This is a genomic window from Desulfoluna butyratoxydans, assembly GCF_900699765.1.
In the GTDB taxonomy this organism is placed as follows: domain Bacteria; phylum Desulfobacterota; class Desulfobacteria; order Desulfobacterales; family Desulfolunaceae; genus Desulfoluna; species Desulfoluna butyratoxydans.
Genome location: NZ_CAADHO010000003.1, coordinates 178,998 through 195,175, shown reverse-complemented (window position 1 = coordinate 195,175; position 16,178 = coordinate 178,998). Strand labels below are relative to the sequence as shown.

The 16,178-nt window shown below is 59.8% G+C and carries 15 protein-coding genes and 1 tRNA gene; 2 read left to right on the top strand and 14 right to left on the bottom strand.

All coding sequences use genetic code 11. The features are described 5' to 3' along the window. The first annotated feature begins 422 nt into the window (after positions 1 to 422). Positions 423 to 1,460 (top strand): sigma-54 interaction domain-containing protein, encoded by a 1,038-nt coding sequence (locus MSL71_RS09795; RefSeq protein WP_180139596.1) that lies wholly within the window; start codon positions 423 to 425, stop codon positions 1,458 to 1,460. Between the two features lie 433 nt (positions 1,461 to 1,893). On the opposite strand, the gene MSL71_RS09790 is transcribed toward MSL71_RS09795, so the two are convergent. After that, positions 1,894 to 2,823: a malate dehydrogenase gene (locus MSL71_RS09790; RefSeq protein ID WP_180139593.1), complete on the bottom strand. Its 930-nt coding sequence runs from the start codon at positions 2,821 to 2,823 to the stop codon at positions 1,894 to 1,896. A gap of 292 nt (positions 2,824 to 3,115) precedes the next feature. Next, a complete protein-coding gene (gene murI, locus MSL71_RS09785) occupies positions 3,116 to 3,904 on the bottom strand; it encodes a glutamate racemase (protein WP_180139590.1) in 789 nt (262 codons plus the stop codon). Positions 3,905 to 4,081: 177 nt separating this feature from the next. Between murI and MSL71_RS09780 the strand changes: the two genes are divergently transcribed. Next, positions 4,082 to 4,324, top strand: coding sequence for a hypothetical protein (locus MSL71_RS09780; protein WP_180139587.1), 243 nt, complete (start codon positions 4,082 to 4,084; stop codon positions 4,322 to 4,324). Here MSL71_RS09780 and MSL71_RS09775 read toward each other — a convergent pair. From MSL71_RS09775 to MSL71_RS09720, 12 genes are all read right to left on the bottom strand, one after another. Continuing rightward, the gene (locus tag MSL71_RS09775; RefSeq protein ID WP_180139584.1) at positions 4,289 to 4,747 is read right to left on the bottom strand and encodes a YkgJ family cysteine cluster protein; all 459 of its coding nucleotides are present in this window, start codon (positions 4,745 to 4,747) and stop codon (positions 4,289 to 4,291) included. The two genes, MSL71_RS09780 and MSL71_RS09775, sit on opposite strands and share 36 nt — an antisense overlap. Next, positions 4,737 to 5,336, bottom strand: coding sequence for a recombination mediator RecR (gene recR / locus MSL71_RS09770; protein WP_180139581.1), 600 nt, complete (start codon positions 5,334 to 5,336; stop codon positions 4,737 to 4,739). The genes MSL71_RS09775 and recR overlap by 11 nt, the downstream gene beginning before the upstream one ends. A gap of 100 nt (positions 5,337 to 5,436) precedes the next feature. Next, positions 5,437 to 5,748, bottom strand: a complete 312-nt coding sequence (locus tag MSL71_RS09765) for a YbaB/EbfC family nucleoid-associated protein (RefSeq protein WP_180139578.1) — start codon at positions 5,746 to 5,748, stop codon at positions 5,437 to 5,439. Continuing rightward, positions 5,732 to 7,729: a DNA polymerase III subunit gamma/tau gene (gene dnaX / locus MSL71_RS09760; protein ID WP_180139576.1), complete on the bottom strand. Its 1,998-nt coding sequence runs from the start codon at positions 7,727 to 7,729 to the stop codon at positions 5,732 to 5,734. The genes MSL71_RS09765 and dnaX overlap by 17 nt, the downstream gene beginning before the upstream one ends. 306 nt (positions 7,730 to 8,035) lie before the next feature. Then, positions 8,036 to 8,125 (bottom strand) — tRNA-Ser (locus tag MSL71_RS09755). A 241-nt stretch (positions 8,126 to 8,366) separates the two neighbouring features. After that, on the bottom strand, positions 8,367 to 9,200 hold the full coding sequence (locus MSL71_RS09750) for a universal stress protein (RefSeq protein WP_180139573.1): 834 nt from the start codon (positions 9,198 to 9,200) through the stop codon (positions 8,367 to 8,369). Between the two features lie 18 nt (positions 9,201 to 9,218). Further along, positions 9,219 to 10,877, bottom strand: coding sequence for a chloride channel protein (locus tag MSL71_RS09745; RefSeq protein ID WP_246317778.1), 1,659 nt, complete (start codon positions 10,875 to 10,877; stop codon positions 9,219 to 9,221). A gap of 353 nt (positions 10,878 to 11,230) precedes the next feature. Then, entirely contained in the window at positions 11,231 to 11,899 is a 669-nt protein-coding gene (locus MSL71_RS09740; protein WP_180139568.1) for a PTS sugar transporter subunit IIA, read from the bottom strand. A 185-nt stretch (positions 11,900 to 12,084) separates the two neighbouring features. Beyond that, positions 12,085 to 12,912, bottom strand: coding sequence for an OmpA/MotB family protein (locus tag MSL71_RS09735; RefSeq protein ID WP_180139566.1), 828 nt, complete (start codon positions 12,910 to 12,912; stop codon positions 12,085 to 12,087). 3 nt (positions 12,913 to 12,915) lie between these two features. After that, positions 12,916 to 13,683, bottom strand: a complete 768-nt coding sequence (locus MSL71_RS09730; RefSeq protein ID WP_180139563.1) for a motility protein A — start codon at positions 13,681 to 13,683, stop codon at positions 12,916 to 12,918. Between the two features lie 11 nt (positions 13,684 to 13,694). Then, positions 13,695 to 15,038, bottom strand: a complete 1,344-nt coding sequence (locus MSL71_RS09725) for an HD domain-containing phosphohydrolase (protein ID WP_180139560.1) — start codon at positions 15,036 to 15,038, stop codon at positions 13,695 to 13,697. 245 nt (positions 15,039 to 15,283) lie between these two features. Then, complete coding sequence (locus MSL71_RS09720; RefSeq protein WP_180139556.1) at positions 15,284 to 15,835, bottom strand: HD domain-containing protein; 552 nt, start codon at positions 15,833 to 15,835, stop codon at positions 15,284 to 15,286. Positions 15,836 to 16,178 lie beyond the last annotated feature (343 nt).

Genomic DNA, 16,178 nt, shown 5'->3' with positions numbered 1-16,178 from the left:
TTATATACCTACGCGAACGACACGCGTCAACAGATTTAAAAAATACAATACGTTATTACCTGTCAAGGATCACAGCAACGCGATCTTGGCGAAAAGTCTTTTTTACTCTTGCCATAGAATGATTTTTCATCTATTAATAACTCCTTAATTTTACATTTCTGGTTCTATTACGACACAGCATAAACGTGGTAATAACTTCTTTAGACAGACCAGAGACACCGATTCGTATCGCCCCCCCATCGGTGCCTTGAGTCTCAGGGCTCGAGCCGGGTGCGGAGCGGTCACAAAACGACCGCACAGACGAAGAGAGATGTCGGTAATCACGTCACGCCCCAACGCACCTAATCTTTTCAAAGCAAGCAGTTACAATCTGGCATATCACAAAACGTGATGCGAACCTTTACATTCCCCGGGGTGACACCATGAGTACCATCCTCGTCGGGGTTAGCCCCGCCATCCAGAAAATTCGTGATACATTGAACCGCATCGCGTCAAACGCTGCCCTCAACGTCATCATCACAGGCGAAACCGGCGTAGGCAAAGAGGTCGTCGCACGGTGCCTCCACGAAGCGTCCCCGCGAAATAAAAACGAGTTCGTCAAGGTCAACTGCGCCGCCATTCCGGACACACTCCTTGAAAGCGAACTCTTCGGTACCGAGCAGGGCGCCTACACCGGAGCCCTTAAAACACGGAAAGGCAAATTTGAACTGGCCGACGACGGGGTCCTCTTCCTCGACGAGATCGGAGACATGCCCTTCCACCTCCAGGCAAAGCTCCTCCATGTCCTCCAGAGCGGCGAGTACAGCCGCCTCGGCTCGGAGAGCAACCTGAAATCAAACACCTGGGTCATCTCCGCCACCAACCACGACCTTCGGCAGAAAATCAAGGCCAAAGAGTTCCGGGCCGACCTCTACTACCGCCTGAACATGGTCCGTATCCACATCCCCCCTTTACGGGAACGCCCAGAAGATATTCCGGAACTGATCCGCCACTACACCAGAGTCTATAGTGAGGCCTACGCGGATCGGCACATCCTCCCCCTCAGCCGGGACATCTTCGACCGATTCTGCCGGTTCTCCTGGCCCGGCAATGCCAGGCAGCTCTTGAGCGCCCTGAAGCGGATCCTGCTCATTGGCTGTGATGAAGAGACCTTACGCGAGATCCTGGACGAAGAGTCACCCCGCATCAACGGGTCTTCGCCACCGCCCATGGCGGGCAATCTCCTGGGCCAGATCCGTGATCTCACCGACAAATCCCCTGATGAGTTAGCTGATTTTTCGCTGAGGGTAGTAAAGCAAAGCGCCATTGACATCGTTGAGAGGGAGGCCATTTCGCAGATTTTAAACATGACGAACTGGAACAGGACACGCGCATCAAAAATCCTCAAAATCAGCTACAAAACCCTGCTGACAAAAATCGGGCAGCTCAACATCACCAGGCCGCAGGATGCACAAGGGTAAGAAAAAATGAAATCGGGGACAAAAAGGCGGGAGAGGGTGTGCACAAAAAGCGCAATGGTGGTTGCGGGGCTAAGGACAGCCGGCACACACCATTAGGGGGGGGGGAAAGAAACCATGCCACCCGTGCGGGCACCATGGATCAGGTCAGGGAACCAAGGGGCGGGGGACGGCCCCGGCCGGAGAGCGGATTGCCTCTTCCGACAGGGACTCGTTTTCGGCTCTCCGATCGCCTCTTTTTCGACGCTCCGGGTAGTGTCTGTCGTAGGAATACACTCGTCTGTCCACTGTCATCCGTCGTTCGACGGGAACCTCAGAACCTGAATCAACCACCGTCACCTCCTGTAAAGGGATCGGTTCGTCGGGTATCCGGGCCATGGGGTTGGCGTTCCGTCCTGTTTCTATGCCTTACCTGTGACGGCACGCCACCCACATCTTAAGCCCGGGCACGGATCTCTGCAATCACCGTGCGCATGGAGTCGGCGCAGACATCCAGCTGGGCTCGCTCCTCATCGCTCAGGTCAAACTCGAACACCTTGTGAGCTCCCCGCTCCCCGATGGAAACAGGAAGGGAGAGGGCCATGTCCGAGTAGCCGTACTCACCGTTGATAATCACGCTCAAGGGAAAGATATGCTGCTTGTTGTGAAGGTGAGACTCCACGATCTGGGTCACCTTGGTGGCTGCGGCAAAAAAACCGCTGCGGGTCTTCAAACGCTTCACGATGTCCCCGCCCCCGTGCTTCACCAGGGTGATAAGGCGCTCCTCATCGTCGGCAGAGAGGTGCTCCTTCACCGGGGTCCCCCCCACATCGGCCCGGTTTACAAGGGGGATCATGTTGTCGTCATGGGTCCCGATAACCGTGCAGTTCACGGCCTCCCGGGAGACGTTGAGGTGCTCGGCCAGGAAAAACCGAAACCGCATGGCATCCAGGGCGCACCCGAGGCCCGTCACCTTCATCTTGGGCCACCGCTCTTTCAGGGCCCAGGTCAGCACATCCACGGGGTTGCTGGTAACGTGGACAAAGGCGTCCGGGGCAAGGGCCATCACCACCTCGCCGATCTCGTACATGATATCAAGGTTCTGGTAGAGAAGGTCCAGTCGCGTCATGCCTTCGGCCCGCTTGCCACCGGCGGTGATCACCACCACATCCGCCCCTTCCATCTCCCCTAAGGATCGGCACCCCGTCACCTTGGAGTCGGATCTCCAGTAGGGAAGGGACTGGTTGATATCCATGGCCTGTCCCACGGCAAAGTCTTCCAGGATATCGTACAGGTAGATATTCCCCAGTTGTTTTGTGGCCATGAAAGCTGCGGCGGCTGAGCCGACATTGCCTGCCCCGGCGATAAAAATCTTGCGTACGGTCATAAAGGCCTCCTCACACGGTGTTGCGGGTGGGAAATGCATGATGCACTGGCGTGGATGTCACGGAAGAAGAAAGGGCAACGCATCCGGCATAGGGGCAGGCGCGGCGGGAACGTAAAGCGTACTGGGAAAAGAGGCGAATCAGCCGGACAAGGACCCGGGCGGCTTGGGAGGCATGCCCCCCCCTAAGTCAACGGCCCGGACAAAGACGGCGCCCGAAGAAGACGCCGTATTTATTTATAATATCAATCCGATTTTTGATCAATCTTTAATCGAAACCGGAAAGACGGGAGGCTTACTGCTGTACCAGCTGGAGTTCCACCTTCTGGTTGAGGATGGATTCGGCGATGGAGCGGAACTGAGGGGTATAATCGGAGACGTAAAACCGATCACATCCGCGACGGCTGCCGCCCTTGTCCCGCCACTCCGGGTGAGCATCCACAAAGGCTTTCACCTGACGGGCCACGGCCGCACCGGAGTTGATAATGGTCACCCGTTTCCCCGCCTTCTGCTTGATGATGGGCTCCAGCATGGGGTAGTGGGTGCACCCGAGGATCAGCGTGTCGATCTGACGGACCCGCAAGGGGTGGATGTAGCTCTTGACGATCCTTCGGGTTTCAGGGCGATCGAACCACCCCTCCTCCACGAGGGGAACAAGCAGGGGACAGGGATTGGAGTGCACCGACGCGTCGGGCCGCATCTCCTTGATACGGGTCTCATACACCTTGCTGGTGATGGTCCCGCGGGTCCCGATGACCCCGATCTGCCCCTTTTTCGAGGCGGCAAGGGCCTGCTCCACAGCCGGAGTTACCACTTCAAACACAGGCACGTCATAGGCTTCCCGGATGGCCGCAGGGGCCACGCTGGAGGCGGTGTTGCACCCCACCACGATCATCTCCGCACCCATTTCAATAAGAAAGCGGGTGTTTTCAAGGCTGTACCGCACAACGGTCTCCCGGCTCTTGCTGCCGTAAGGGGTGCGGGCGGTATCGCCAAAGTAGATCATCTCGTGACCGGGCAGGAGTTCTTTCAGGGCACGACAGGTGGTTAGCCCACCGATGCCCGAGTCAAAAATACCAATCATAATAGTTAAAACGCCTGTGTTTCATGCTGAAGGGTCCACCGATGTCGGCCATGGCCCCGCAAAGGTTGTGAATTGGACACCGTTTGGTATACTCCGCAGTGTCAGCGAAGTGAGGCCCCCGAAGGGGTCCCCGCTTCCGGTCATGCACACGTTTTTCCACAAGGAGGTCCCATGCACATGGACCAGAAAATATTTACCCTCGGCCTCCCCACGGAGACCGTCTCGTGCTACCTGCTCCTTGCCGGCCTGGCCGACCAGGAGCTTCCCCTGACCCGTCCTGAAGTGACGCGCCTCTGGACCGGGGATGGCCCGGGGCTTGATGCGGCCCTTGAAGAGCTTGAGCGCCGCGGCATCATTGCCGCCGCCAAAGCGGCCGAAGAGCCCTTACGCCTTCTGCCCCCTGAGGTGTGGCGAGATTGACCCCACCTCGTGCCTTGCCTCGTTGAGCTTTTCCTGCTCTCCGCAGACAATACGACGAATCACCTCGTGGGGAAACCCTTTGCGGATCCCCGGACAGGCATCGGCCATGAGATCCCAGTTGGAGGGCACCCGGGCCACGGCGTCGATAAAGGGCCAGGCCCTGCACATGCGGGGCTTGACCGCATGGATGGTGCAGTTGTCCTTGAAAAAAACGCAGCGTCCGTCCTGGCCCGAGGCGATGACCGGCATGCCGTCCACGATCTGGCAGCGGGTGGCCACGAACTCCTCGGGGGTCATGCCGATGAAGGCGGCGATGCGCTGCACGTCCTCCTCCGTCATGTAAGTGCCCCCGAAGCCTGTGCAGCATTCGCCGCACTGGGTGCACTCGAAAATATCTTCGCTTGTGGTGCTACTATGTGTCATGTCGCGTCTCCATGGCCCGTTTCAGGGTCACCTGATCCACATATTTCAAATCCCCGCCCATGGGCACCCCGGAGGCAATGCGCGTTACCCGCACCGACAGGTGGTGCAGCTGCTCCGCGATGTATGCGGCGGTGGCCTCCCCTTCCACATTGGTCCCTGTGGCCAGGATCACCTCCACGGTGCCTTCGGCCTTGACCCGGTTGAGGAGCTCTGCGATACGCAGGTCGTCCGGGCCGATGTCGTCCATGGGAGACAGGGCCCCCTGAAGGATGTGGTAGGTCCCCGCATACCCGCCGGAGGTCTCGATGGCCGCCATATCGGCGGGCTTCTCCACCACACAGATACGGGACTGGTCGCGCCCCGTGTTGGCGCAGATGGGACAGTGATCGGACTCGGCAAGGGCAAAACAGCGGCGGCAGAGCCTCACCCGGCGCTTGACCTCGGCGATGCTCCCGGCCAGGAGGTCTGCTTCGCGGTGCGGTGCCTTCAGGATGTGAAGGGCCAGTCGTTCGGCACTTTTACGGCCGATCCCCGGCAAACGGGCGAGATTGTCGATAAGCTGCTTCAACGAGGCTGGATAATGATTCATGCTGGACCTGGGAATGGGTGCAAAGCAAAACGCACGGCCCGAAAACAGCGTGCCGGAGGAAGCCCTCCGGCAGCCCGGGACAACAAAGCAGGGTAAAAAACTACATCAGGCCGGGGATGTTCATCCCGCCGGTTACCTTGCTCATCTTTTCGTTGACGATGGCCCCCACCTTGGTCAGGGCATCGTTGACGGCTGCGGCCACCATGTCCTGGAGGATCTCAACATCTTCGGGATCCACCACTTCCGGGTCGATGGTGACGGAGAGCACTTTCTGTTTGCCGTTGGCCACGGCCTTGACCACGCCGCCTCCGGCGGTGCCCTCTGCGGTGAACTGGTCCATCTCGTTTTGAAGCTTCATCATCTTGGCCTGCATCTTCTGGGCCTGCTTCATCATGTTACCCATGCCTTTCATGGTCTTCCTCCTTAATGATGTTGACATCCACCTTGCCCCCGAAGACCCGAATGGCTTCGTGAATCACGGGGTGCTCCTTTGCCTCGGTCACGATACGGTCGTTCCCGTGGCGCCCCCCGGAATGGGTCTCTTCTCCGGCAATGATGGTGTGTAAAGTCACGTCCATCTCCGGGCCGAACCAGGCCCGGATCTCATCTTCCAACTCTTTTTTCTTGCCGTTTTTGAGTCGCCCCACGGCAAAACGGTTGGCGGTGATTTCGATCTCAATACTCTTTCCCGCCACTTTTTTCAAGGCGCTTTTGGCCAGGAGCGGGGCCAGCGAAGGCCGATTTTTCCGCAAGTCATCAAGAAATGCCCCCCAGGCCTTTTCCGGGGAATCCGAGGGGTTCCAGGCTGGAGAGGGTCCCGGGGCCACGGACGGCGCGGGTGCAGCCCCATGATCAGACGCCGGGGAGGGCGGCTGCTGGGGCGCGTGCTGAGGTGCCTGCTGTGGCGCTTGCTGCGATGCCTGCGGCGGTACGTGCTCCGGCACCTTCGGCGGTGACTGCTCCGGGGCTTGCTGTGGCACGTCTTGCTGCGGTGCCCGCTGCGGAACATGCTGCGGCTCCGGCTGTGGTGCCTGCGGGGCCACGTTCCGGCACGCCTGCTGGGGCATCGCCGGAGCCGAGCCGCTCAAAGGCGGCTGGTTAGGGACCGGAGCGGCTGGTTCGGGGGTGACGGGCGCCGACTCGGCCGAAGGGGCTGCAGGGGGCGCCGGAGCATAGGCAGTCCGTGTTTCGGAGACCCCGCCCCCGGAAGGACCGGACGGTCCCGAAGGCGCAGGGGGACCGCCACCGTTTTTCTGCAGGGTGTCGATCTTTCGGATCAGGGTGTCGATGGAAAGGGCATCGGGCACCTGGAGAATTTTGATCAGGGCCAGCTCCAGGGCCATCTTGGGGGCGGCGGCATAACGCACGGCCGACTCTTCGGCCAGGAGCACCTCCAGGGCCTTGGTGAGAAACCCACGGGTGGAAGACTGGGCCATGGCCCCCATGGCGGCCATCTCTCCGTCGGGAAGGTCCAGCACCTCAGGCCCGGCCACCTCCAGCACCAGAAGATTCCTTAAGGTCTGGGTGAGACTGGAAAAGAGGCGTCGCAGGTCGTTTCCCTGGATATAAAACCGGTTCACGGCCGAGAGAACGGCCCCGCCGTCCCGCCGGATCAGGGCCTCGGTCAGGGCCATGACGTCACTGGTCTCCACGGCCCCCAGGGTGGTCAGTACCGACTCATGGGTCACGGCGCCGTCCACGGCGCTGCCAATGACCTGGTCGAGGATGCTGAGGGAGTCCCTCACAGAGCCCCCCGCCTCCACGGTGATAAGATCCAGGCTCTCGTCGGGAACGGAAACGTTCTCCAGGGAGCTGAGCTTTTGAAGGTGAGCCTTGAGGTCACGGTGTGACACGCGCCGCATGTCGTGGCGCTGACAGCGTGACAGAATGGTCACCGGGATCTTGTGCACCTCGGTGGTGGCGAACATGAACAGGACATGGGGAGGGGGCTCTTCCAGGGTCTTGAGCAGGGCGTTAAAGGCCGCCGTGCTCAGCATGTGCACTTCGTCGATGATGTAGATCTTGAAGGGGCTGTAGACGGGCATGTAGCTGACGTTGCTGCGCAGCTCCCGCACCTGCTCCACGCTGTTGTTGGAGGCGCCGTCGATCTCGAAGACGTCGGCGGAGCTGCCCTGGGTGATCTCCCGACAGGAACGGCAGGAGTTGCAGGGGTGAGGAGAACCGGTCTCCCGCCTGCCGGAGCAGTTCATGGCCTTGGCCAGGATGCGCGCCACCGAGGTTTTTCCCGTGCCCCGGGGGCCGGAAAAGAGAATGGCGTGGGCCACACGCTCGGCGGAAATGGCATGGGTCAGCGTGGTGGTGACGTGGGACTGCCCCACCACATCGTCAAAAAGCTGGGGTCTGTATTTTCGGGCAAGGACAAGATAGGACATGGTGACCGGTTCTCCCTGCCGGCCGAAGACCGGTTCCGAACCGGAACGCGGGCAAGGTGCCGGCGTGTCATCAAATCAGCCGCGGCCTGGTGCCGCCTTAAAAGCCCCACAACACGTATGGGGTCACTACCAGGGATGAAACCATAAAACGATGGGCACTGCAAGCGCCCCGTGCATCCCGTTGCCGCCGCGGGCAAGGCAAAGGGCCAAAACGAAAAAAACAGGCGCCCCACGTCCGTTGCTGGCAAGGAAGTGGTGAAAACCTGTTCACTGTTGGCGGCCCTTTGATTCAGGCACAAGGGGTAGTGGCGGAGAGGGAGAGATTCGAACTCTCGGTACCTGTTACAGCACACACGCTTTCCAGGCGTGCACCTTCAGCCACTCGGTCACCTCTCCGCATATTACCCTTATGTCTGGCGCTTGCTCTTACCGACCAGGCCGGTGAGAAACGCCGCGCTCATCGAGCAGCGTGTTGTTGAACACTGCCCCAAAAGCGAGAGAAGATTTACGTCATCCCCATTCCTTTGTCAAGGGGTTTTCTCACACTTTTCAGGGGTCCCCGAAAAAGGCTTCGCCGGGTCTGCCGCCCCCTCATCCGGGGCTCTTCCACAACGCCCCGGGATAACGCGTCATCCAATCACGCGCCCCTGTCCACGTAGTTGGGTCCCGCCACCATGAGGTTGTTGGGCATCACCGACTGAATGGTCTCCATCTTGCTTCCGAAGAGCAGATCACGGATCAGTCCGTGACCGTAGGCCCCCAGGACCAGGAGGCTGTCATGGGGCACCTCAAAGAGGTTCTCTTCGAACCTGCCGCCGAAAAACAGGAGCCAGTCGTCCACATAGGCGGACATATCCTCACCAAGACCGCTCTCCACAATCACCTTCTCGTAATCGTCCCGGGTTTTGCCCCCCTCCACCTGGGTGAAGAGCCTGAGCTTCATGCCGGTCTTACGGGCAATGCGGGCCCCCAAGCGAAGGGCGCTGACCGCGTTTTTGGAGCCGCCAAAGAAAACCGTGATGCTGTTCCACTGACGAAAGGAGGGGCTGGTGATGAGAACAGGAAAAAAAGCCGACCGGATGATGCGCCTCACCCGCGAGCCGATGAACCCCAGCCCGATCTTGCTGGTCAGGTCGCTGATGCTGCGCGGACAGCACATGAAATCAAAATCCACGGGAATGTCCGGCAAAGTGGAGGCCGTAAAATTCTTGGCCTTGAACACACCGGGCTCCAGCCCCTCCTGCTCGGCCAGCTCCCGGGCATGCTTTTCGGCTGTCTCCGGGGCTGTGAGATAGGAGCTGTCCAGGTCCACCTGAACCACGTCCCGCTCGAAGTACATCAGAAACTTGGTGTGCTTGGGCACGTACACCACAGGCGACGCCCCCATGAGGCGACAGAAGTAGAGTGACTGAAGAAAGGTCTCCCGCCCGGTGGGCGTGTTCCGGAAAATGTGAAAAAGTTGAGTATCCATGTCGGTCTCCTACCCGTATCAGGCGTTGTCGGTGGTTTGCACCATCAGCTCTTTTCGGTATTTGTCAAGGAGGGTGGCCTTGGAGATCATCCCCACGAACCGCCGGTTTACCACCAGGGGAATGGTGAAGAGCCCCTGGGTATCCATGGTGTACAGGACCTCTGCCAGCTCATCCCCGTAGGCCACGGTGGCCACCTTCCGGTCCATGATCTGCTCCACCACCACAGCATCGTACATGATGGTGTCAAAGAGGTAGGGCCGCACCCTGTCGAGATCCACCATGCCCAGGAAATCACCGCTGTCCGGGTCTTCCACGGGAAAGTGGTTGCGGGTGGACCGTTTGACCACCTCCACAAACTCCCTTAAGGTCATGTGGGGTGTCACGGCAAGGCAATCCTTTTCGATGAGTTCACCCAGGGAAAGGTCGTTAAGCACCCGGGCGTCGGTGCCGGGACGCAGAAGCTGGCCCCTGTCCACCAGGTCCTTCATATAAAAGGAGGCCGGCTCAAAATAATGGGTGATGGTGGTGGAAACGGCAGAAACCACAATGAGGGGCAGGATCACCTCGTACCCCCCGGTGATCTGCACAATAAGAAAAATGCCGGTGAGGGGAGCCTGAAGGATCCCGCTGATGAGCCCGGCCATGCCCAGGAGGGCGAAGCAGCCCTCCCCCACCAGGGGAATGGATGGCCAGAGAAGGGTCACGCCCCGGTAAAAGGCCAGTCCGGTAAAGCTGCCCACCACAAGGGAGGGAGCAAAAATCCCGCCGGAGCCTCCCCACCCCAGGGTCAGGGAGGTGGCCAGGATCTTGGCAAAAATGGCAATGGCCGCCAGCTGAAAGGCTCCGTTGTAGGCCCCCACGATCATCTCACGGATGGCGTGGTACCCCTCCCCCTGCACATCGGGGAAGACCAGCCCCAGAAGCCCCACCAGACACCCGCCCACGGCCGCCCGCCCCCATTTGGGGAGCTTGACCTGGGAGGAAACCCCGTGCATGGACCGCAGGGCCCGGGTGAGAAGGATGGAAAACAGGGCCGTGGCCAGACCCAGCCCGGCTGCAGCCACCGTGTCGGCGACACCGATATCAAAGCCGGTGTGGCTGAAGGCAATCTGGTTGCCGTTAAAAAAGCGGCTCACTTCGGTGCCTGCCACCGCGGCAATGGCGATGGGCACAATATTCACCGTGGACCACTCACCCAGCACCACCTCCAGCACAAAAACCAGGCCGGCGATGGGGGCGTTGAAGATGGAAGAGATGGCACCGGCCGCCCCGCACCCCACCAGGGTGACGCGCTGTCGGTCGTTCAGGTTAAACAGCTTGGCGATATTGGAGCCGATGGCCGCCCCGCTCATCACCACCGGGGCCTCAGGGCCTGCCGAGCCCCCACTGCCGATGGTCAGGCAGCTGGAAATAAGGCGGGACACGCTGGAACGCAGCCTTAAAAGCCCCCCGTAGCGGGAGACGGCATAGATCACCTCCGGCACCCCGTGGCCGGCCCCCTCCTTCATTATGTAATCAAGGTAGATGGCAGAGACGGCCGCACCGATCCCGGGCAGCACAAAGGCCCAGGGGTAGTCCTTCAGGTGATGCACAAACTCCATCATCGCCTCAAGGCTCCGGTTCAGGGCCAGGGCCGCCAGTCCGCTTGCAATCCCCACCATCACGCCGGCCACCATCAAAATCAACCGATCATCCGACTGAATACGCGGTAATTTCGACGGAAGTCTACACAGCCTTTTCAGCATTTAAAAGATCCCCAAAAAAGTTCGGAAACGGGTTCCCGACGATAAACAAGAAAAGCGCCCCGGTGTCACGACGCAAAAAAGCCTTGAAAAACGCCTGGTTCGGACACACTGCGGCATCGGGTTCCAACCCGTCCGCAGGGTCTCCGGGCCAGGGGTTCTCCCGGCTGGATTCTAAAGCACTGTCGGTACCGAACCGACACCGCCGGACTAACAGATTCCACCCCCGTTGTAAAGGGGACCCCATCCCCCTTTTTTACTGGAACCTCGGGCTCCTTTAAAGCCCCTTAGAGCCTGGTCTCGAACTCCGCCACTTTTTCCAGAAGGGCCGCCTCAGAGGGCACACTCTCCAGGAATCGCAAAAACGCGGGCTCACGCACACAAAAGGATATTTTGGACAGCAGCTGCAGGTGGGTCCCCACATCGGGACTCAGGATCAGGAAGAGCACGCGCACCGGCAGGTCGTCCACGGCTTCAAAATCCACGGGATGCTTCAGGAAAAAGGTGGTGATGGACGGAACCCTGCAGGCGTCCATGGGTGTCCTCGGGTGGGGCAGGGCCACTCCGCGCCCCACGCCGGTGGAGGCCAGGCGCTCCCGCTCGTCAAGGAGATGAAAAAGAGCGTCCCGCTCCCCCTCACCGAACCCCCGTACCGAGGCGGTCATGTTCCTGAGAACCGAGGGGACGTCGTCGCCATCAAGGCCGAACACCACCCCGCCGCGCTCCAGGGCATCAGAGAGGGTCACTGCCTCCCGGGTATCGCCCGAAGGAGAAGACGGCTCCTTGAGCACAAAGGTGGTGTTGTGCTTTCCGGCCCAGCTTTTAAGGGTCGCAAAGCTGAAAGAGCACTCTGCCCCGCTTTTCTTTACAGGGATGCTTCCCTGTCGAATCCAGCGCTCCAGGGTATCCCGCGGCAGGTCCATGGCCTCGGCAAGCTCATCCAATCTCAATTTCATATCCGTCACCACAAAAAAACGTCAAAAACAGGGCCGACCGTCGGTCCGGGAACACCTTTCCCCTGACGCGCCGTCGTCCCGGCGATATTTTAAAAACTTCGTATTCTATCTGATAGAAATTGAGAGTTCAACCGCAATCATGGCCAGGGACAGGGTGAACGCATTCAGAAACCAGCAAAAAGGGGCTATCTGTAAAGGCCCCCGCTCAGGGCGCGGGCGATGTAGGTACGCTCGTAGGTAATTTCCACCCGGCGGTTTTTGGCGCGGCCTTCAGGGGTCCGGTTGTCGGCCACGGGTCGGTAGTGGGCAAAGCCCTGGGCCTTGAGCTGGGAAGGGTCGATGCCCATGGAGATGAGAAAACGCACCACGCTTGTGGCGCGGCGGGTGGAAAGTTCCCAGTTGGAGTCGTCGTTGCGCCTGGCCATGGGCAGGGCATCGGTGTGACCCGACACGGTGACCGGGTAATGGAACTGGGCCAGCACCATGGCCACCTTCTCCATGACGATGCGCCCGTCCTCGGAGAGGTGAGCCTCGCCGGGCCCGAAGATGACCATGTCGGCGATGGTGATCACCGCACCGTCTTCGGTCTCCTCCACCCGAACCTGACCGCCAAGCTTGTTGAACATGATCAGCTCACGCACATCGCTGACGATCTCCTCCATCTCCTTCTGGACCATTCCGCCCAACTCATCCACGGCATGGGCCTGGGGATCGGTGGTGTCGGTGCCCGGATCCATCCTCAGCCCCTCACGGGTGCCGGTCTCAGGGACCTGCTGCACACCAAGGGCGGATTTCAGGGACTGGACAAGCTCCTTGAAGGTCTCTTCCTGGATGGTGCTCATGGCAAACAGCAACACAAAAAAACACATGAGCAGGGTGACCAGATCGGAGAAGGTACACATCCATTCGGGGGCGCCGCCCCCCTCTTCGTCATCGCCCCCGATGGGGGCCGGAGGGTTGAGGGCCGGGGCCGCCTCCTCCTCGCCTGCGCCGGTGCCGTTCTCTTCAGCCATGGTCTACTCCTCTTTGGCGGCTTTTCCGCCCCCTGCCGTCAGGTAGACGTTGAGCTTGTCTTCCATGAGCCTGGGGTGTTCTCCTTCGCGGATGGAGACCACACCCTCGTAGAGCAGGGTCATGTTCATGATCTCCTCTTCGCTGCGAAGCTTCAGCTTGTCCGACATGGGAATGAAAAACAGGTTGGCCATCAGGGCGCCGTAAAAGGTTGTGATCATGGCCACCGCCATTTTGGGTCCGATGGAGGAGGGGTCGTCGAGGTTGGCCAGCATCTGCACCAGGCCGATGAGGGTGCCCACCATGCCGAAAGCAGGTGCATAGGCTCCCATGGAGGCCAGGACCGAGTAACCCACCTTGTGCTCCCGGTGGGTAAGCTCCATCCTTTTTTGCATCACCGCGGCGATGTCCGAGGTCTTCACCCCGTCCACGGTCATCTGAAGGGCACTTTTGAGGTAGGGGTCTTCGGTGTTGTTGATGTCCGCCTCAATGGAGAGAAGGCCGCCCTTTCTTGCCTTGTTGGAGATCTCCACCAGGGTCTTGACCAGGTCTTCGGGTTTTTCGATCTTAAACATGAACACCTTGGCCACGGTCTTGAACACGCCAAGGAACTCTTTGAGGGGGTAGGCAATGAGGGAGGAGGCAATGGTCCCTCCCACGACAATCATGACCGACGGCAGGTTCCAGAACAGCATCAGGCTGCTGCCAAGAAGAATACACGCGGCGGTAAAGCCAACCCCGGAAATCACACCTATCAATGAAGCCAGATCCATATCAACCCAACCTATCCCTTTATAAATACAGTCTCTTCCAGGGACTCGATCCGGTTGTAGCGTGCGATCTGCCTGATGTACTCATCCGTAAGGACCGTACCTTCGGGCAGGAGCATGGCTCCCTTGGCTGTATAGATGGCGGATGCGAGCACCATTCCGGGCTTCACATCAAACACACTCATCTCCACACGACCACCGATTTCCGTTTCAGGCTTTCGTCCCAGACACTTGCGCAGACTGTGCACAACCTTGGGGTCGAATCGCGTCCCTGCTTCTTCTTCCAGCCTGTTCAGACGATCTCTTTCGCTGCCGCCCTCGGGCCACGCCGCCAGGGTCTCCCAGGCATCTGCAACAGCAATGATCCGCGATGCAAAGGGAATGGCCTCTTTTCTCAGGCCACCGGGGGTCCCGCTCCCGTCGAGGTATTCGAAGAGGTGGCGGACAATGCGGGCCGTCTCTTCCAGCCCTTCCACACCGGCCAGGATCTTGCCGGCACGCTCGGGGTGCCGGGAGAGAAAATCTGCTTCCGACTCGGTGTGGTCCAGGGGGTTCTTTCCGGCAAGTTCCTCCGACACAAAGAGCAGCCCCAGTTCATGGAGCCGTGCGGCCCGTTCCAGCTCGCGGCGCTTGTCGCCGTCGAGACCGAGCTCATCGGCCATGGCCAGCGCCAGGCGGGTCACATCCGCGCCGTGCCCCTTTTTAAATGCAGGCCGCGCATCCAAAACCGATGCCAGCAGCCCCACACAGGTTTCCAGGGTCTTTGCAGCCCTGGCTTCCATGGTGTCGGCCCGCTCCACGGCTTTTTGCCGCTCTCCCACAAGTGAAGCCACCTGTTTGAGGGCCCCGGACAGGGCCTCCCGTTCACCGGCGAGCTCCTCCTTGAGCTCTGCCAGCCTGGCCTCCAGGGTGTCGCGGTTCCGGAGTTCGTCTTTTAAAAAAGTATCGGCTTTTTCGGCCTTCTCCTTTAGCCCTTTTATCCGCAGGAGGGTCCCGATGCGGGCCACGAGTTCATCGCGGGAAAAGGGTTTGACCAGGTACTCGTCGGCTCCGGCCCCCAGGCCCGCCACCACGTCCGTGGGTTCCACGTCAATGCCGGAGACCAGCATGAAGATCACGTCTCCAAGGGTCTCGGATGCCCGCACCCGGCGACAGAACTCCAGGCCGTCCATGCCGGGCATGGCCACATCGCTGATGATGAGGTCCGGCATGAAATCCAAAGCGATCTCCAGCCCCTCCTCCGCATCGCCTGCGGTTTTCAGGCTGTAGTTCTCCCCTTCCAGAAACCGGGTGTAGATCTGGATCAGATCCTGGTCATCGTCCACATACAAAATTTTCGCCGTATCCATTTTTTCCATGCCTTCCGCCCTTTGGCCCGAACACACACACCGGGCACGCCTCCCCCTTCTTTTTGTCCGTCACGCCTCGCGTGGCCATCCGTCCTGATACCGAATGCATTCCTCTTGATCGGCCAAACCGGCCCCGAAGTTAAAGCCATTTTCGTCTTTTCTCTTCCCGTCCCACCCGGGATAAGCCGAAACAGCACGGCCAGCGGCCCTCCTTCGGGACGCCCACCGACCGGGGCCCAAGGCGCGGACGGGCTTTATTCGGTGTAGCCCGTCAGCCACCAGTCGTCCCAGGCCCTGGACACAATGGCCTCTGCCAGCCTTCGTCCCGCGTCGGTCTCCAGGCGCTCCAGAACCACGGCCAGCCACTTATCCGCACCGGTATGGCCGGTGTCCATGAGCTGCCGCAGGTCCAGGACAAAGGCAAGCTGATCCGCATCCTTGGCAAGCTTGGCCTCACGGGTCTCAGCGGCATTGAACTCGGCCACCAGGTCGGCATACTCGCCGCCAAAGGGAAGGCCCCGGGCCTGATCAGCCACGGCACGGGCCTCATCGGCAGAGCAGTATTTCTTCTGGACATAGTTCAGGTCCCCGGTGCGGGCTTCGGGAAGGTCATGGAGCAGACACATGGCCAGCAATTTACCGGCATCCACGGCCTCATCCATGCGGGACAGAGCAAAGGCGATGGTGGTGATCATAAAGGAGTGCTCGGCAATGCTCTCTTTGCCCCCTCCGAGAAAGTGGTACCCGGAGCGAGGAATCCGCTTCAACATCCCCGCTTCAAACAAAAAATCTGCAATCCGTTCCATAAAACGCTCCCCTTCCTTTGCGGCCCGCTCCCCGGCAACTTGTCGGCATTTACTCCCACCGTCGGGGACCCACTTTTGAATACATTGACAAATCAGGACAATACAGGATATATCAGCAGTATGTACCCCCTGCGGCCCCGCACAAGACAATCCGGGCGGCAGCCGTTGCCACCCTATACAGGGGTTGTTCCGCCATCTCAACCCCCCATGGAAAAAAGAGGCACCAGATGGCGCCCACCCCTTGGGTTCACCTTATATTTCAGGCTCCGCCAGGGCCAAAAATACGTGAGCACTTTCCACTATTTTGTGTTGACACGCGGATGAAAAACCCGGACAGTAAAGA

Excerpts from the sequence above, each read along its gene's own strand:
- MSL71_RS09795 (WP_180139596.1), top strand. The coding sequence starts at position 423 with ATGAGTACCATCCTCGTCGGGGTTAGCCCCGCCATCCAGAAAATTCGT.
- MSL71_RS09790 (WP_180139593.1), bottom strand. The coding sequence starts at position 2,823 with ATGACCGTACGCAAGATTTTTATCGCCGGGGCAGGCAATGTCGGCTCA.
- murI (WP_180139590.1), bottom strand. The coding sequence starts at position 3,904 with ATGATTGGTATTTTTGACTCGGGCATCGGTGGGCTAACCACCTGTCGT.
- MSL71_RS09780 (WP_180139587.1), top strand. The coding sequence starts at position 4,082 with ATGGACCAGAAAATATTTACCCTCGGCCTCCCCACGGAGACCGTCTCG.
- MSL71_RS09775 (WP_180139584.1), bottom strand. The coding sequence starts at position 4,747 with ATGACACATAGTAGCACCACAAGCGAAGATATTTTCGAGTGCACCCAG.
- recR (WP_180139581.1), bottom strand. The coding sequence starts at position 5,336 with ATGAATCATTATCCAGCCTCGTTGAAGCAGCTTATCGACAATCTCGCC.
- MSL71_RS09765 (WP_180139578.1), bottom strand. The coding sequence starts at position 5,748 with ATGAAAGGCATGGGTAACATGATGAAGCAGGCCCAGAAGATGCAGGCC.
- dnaX (WP_180139576.1), bottom strand. The coding sequence starts at position 7,729 with ATGTCCTATCTTGTCCTTGCCCGAAAATACAGACCCCAGCTTTTTGAC.
- MSL71_RS09750 (WP_180139573.1), bottom strand. The coding sequence starts at position 9,200 with ATGGATACTCAACTTTTTCACATTTTCCGGAACACGCCCACCGGGCGG.
- MSL71_RS09745 (WP_246317778.1), bottom strand. The coding sequence starts at position 10,877 with ATGGTGGCCGGCGTGATGGTGGGGATTGCAAGCGGACTGGCGGCCCTG.
- MSL71_RS09740 (WP_180139568.1), bottom strand. The coding sequence starts at position 11,899 with ATGAAATTGAGATTGGATGAGCTTGCCGAGGCCATGGACCTGCCGCGG.
- MSL71_RS09735 (WP_180139566.1), bottom strand. The coding sequence starts at position 12,912 with ATGGCTGAAGAGAACGGCACCGGCGCAGGCGAGGAGGAGGCGGCCCCG.
- MSL71_RS09730 (WP_180139563.1), bottom strand. The coding sequence starts at position 13,683 with ATGGATCTGGCTTCATTGATAGGTGTGATTTCCGGGGTTGGCTTTACC.
- MSL71_RS09725 (WP_180139560.1), bottom strand. The coding sequence starts at position 15,038 with ATGGAAAAAATGGATACGGCGAAAATTTTGTATGTGGACGATGACCAG.
- MSL71_RS09720 (WP_180139556.1), bottom strand. The coding sequence starts at position 15,835 with ATGGAACGGATTGCAGATTTTTTGTTTGAAGCGGGGATGTTGAAGCGG.